Raw genomic sequence first — 2,038 nt, 5'->3', positions numbered from 1 at the left:
GGGATCAACAAGGGAGGTCAAAATGCATATTACGCTGTACGGTCCGTGGGTTTCCGTCCCCTTGCGGGGAAAAGGTAGGGATCAACCCTACCCTCGGAAAAGCCTGAATTCATGAGGTTTTCAAGGTGCGTTCGCGAGGGAGTACGGAGATTCCTCGACACAGATATTAACATTGTCCTCGCGGCCAAGCGCAAGCGGGGAAATTGAGCTTGCTACGGCCATTATGTCACGTTTTTGGGCCAATCGGGGCAAAAGATCTAAAGTTTCCCTTAAAATCTTGTGCCGGCAGAGTCAGGCTGATGATGGCTCGCCCCGACAGATCGCGCACAAAACTTTACAATTTCGGCCCGGTGGAGAGCCTCAGAAGATCAGGTAGTCCGGCGGCTCATAGGGGGGAGGCCCCCCGAAGACTTTGGCCTGCTTCTTGGCCGCGGCATCCAAAGGGTAGGCCCGCAGACTGTCTTCCTTGAGATTCAGCAGGGGCAACCACGACTGTTCCAGCTTGTTTTCCAACTCTGCAGTGTCCAGTGGGCATTCGAACACGGAGTATTGCACCCGCTGGCAACACTGTTCCAACTGCTTGGCCAACTGTTGTCGCCGCTTATCGTCCACCACGTCGTAGCAAACCAACCACAGCATCAGCGCAGCTCTATGGGCTCATAGTCTAGGTCACCGCTCACCAGGCAACGGCTCAGCCGGCGGGCTTGCTCCAGCACAATTTGACTGAGGGGCAGGCGGCGAGATTGGGGAGGATAGAGCAATGGCTCGCGGAAGCGGCGTTCCAGCTCTCCCAAAAATAGTTTTTTGGCCAGGGATCCCAGCCATATGCCTGTCCCATCCGGCGACGGCTCAAAGTCTTCCGGCGTGAGCAGGCCAGCCTTGACAAGCTGGAGCACAGCCCAATCCACCACCAAGGGCCGAAACTCTTCCATCAAATCCAGCACCAGGTTGGGGCGGTAGGGCAAGTTGGCGTGGAAAAAGCCGAGATAGGGATCCAACCCGGCCATCACCACTGCGGAGAACACGCGGGCCAGCAGCACCCCGTAGCCCCAACTGAGCAGAGCGTTGATCGGGTCGAGCGGCGGCTGTCGGTTGCGGCCAGTGAAGTTCCACTCAGGCGGAAAGCAATGTTGCAGGGATTGGTAGTAGGTGCGGGCGCAAATGCCCTCCAGGCCCATCAGCGCTTCTCGATCCGGAGGAGTGGTGGAGCGATCCAACTGTTGCAGGTAGGCGGCGATAACATCAATACCCTCCTGTAAGGGGGCAATTTGGCCGCGGGTAGCCCGGTTGTGCAGTTGTAGAATTGCCCGTTGGTTGCGAATCTTGCCGCGCACAATCACCTTGGCCCACCTCAGCCCCCAGGGGGAGTAGGCCCGCTGATACTGGGCCAGACGGATCTCAGAGTTGGTGGAGAAGGATCCCTGCAGGCGACCGCGAAAACCGCCATCCGCACGCAAAAAAATGGTTTCGATGCCTCGATCCAGCAGTTGGGCCAAAGCTGCGCTGGTCAATTGGATCCCGGGCAACACCACCACCAGCTCCACCTCCGCAAGGCGGCAAAGCTGCTCTTGACCACGGCGGCGAATGAGCAGGGTTTGGTTTTGGCAGTGAACCACAGTCCCCGGCTCGGTTAGGTAGAGGGTGGTCATGGGCAGGAAGGTCAAGAAAGCTTCAGGTCGGGGCGATAAAACTGCAGCTCTGCCTGGGCTTCCCGAGCCATCTGTTCCCGGTAGGCCAGGGGAGCGATGACCTCGCCGTTGGGCCGCCAATCCCGCAGGCGCATGGTGAAATTGGTATCTCCCACCCGTGCCCAGGCGCGGAAGTACCGGTCGCTGGTTGGCCTTTGCCGGACAATGTTCAAAATCTGTTCGCGCTCCCGCGCATCCGCCACTGCCCGTTGCACCAAAGCCGGGATCCGCTCGTAGGCAATGGGCTGGAAGGTGGGATGTCGCACTGTGCTTTCCACATAGCGACGGGCAAACTCCGGGGAAAATCGAAGGATCAACAATGCCTTGGGCAGGTAAAAATCGGATCCCCA

At 58.6% G+C, this 2,038-nt stretch carries 3 protein-coding genes; all 3 read right to left on the bottom strand.

Annotated elements, in window-relative coordinates:
- Positions 1 to 360 precede the first annotated feature (360 nt).
- On the bottom strand, positions 361 to 639 hold the full coding sequence (cas2, locus tag NW837_RS10160; protein ID WP_414331218.1) for a CRISPR-associated endonuclease Cas2: 279 nt from the start codon (positions 637 to 639) through the stop codon (positions 361 to 363).
- Positions 639 to 1,664, bottom strand: coding sequence for a CRISPR-associated endonuclease Cas1 (gene cas1 / locus NW837_RS10155; protein WP_414331217.1), 1,026 nt, complete (start codon positions 1,662 to 1,664; stop codon positions 639 to 641). Before cas1 ends, cas2 begins: the two co-directional genes overlap by 1 nt.
- Positions 1,661 to 2,038 (bottom strand): TIGR03985 family CRISPR-associated protein (locus NW837_RS10150; RefSeq protein ID WP_414331214.1); only part of this gene is annotated, 378 nt, incomplete at its 5' end. The genes NW837_RS10150 and cas1, both read right to left, overlap by 4 nt.

Origin of the sequence: Synechococcus sp. R6-10, assembly GCF_047461815.1 — a bacterium.
Lineage (GTDB): Bacteria > Cyanobacteriota > Cyanobacteriia > Thermostichales > Thermostichaceae > Thermostichus.
The sequence above is the reverse complement of the archived record's forward strand: the minus strand, read 5'-3'. Positions and strand labels throughout refer to the sequence as shown.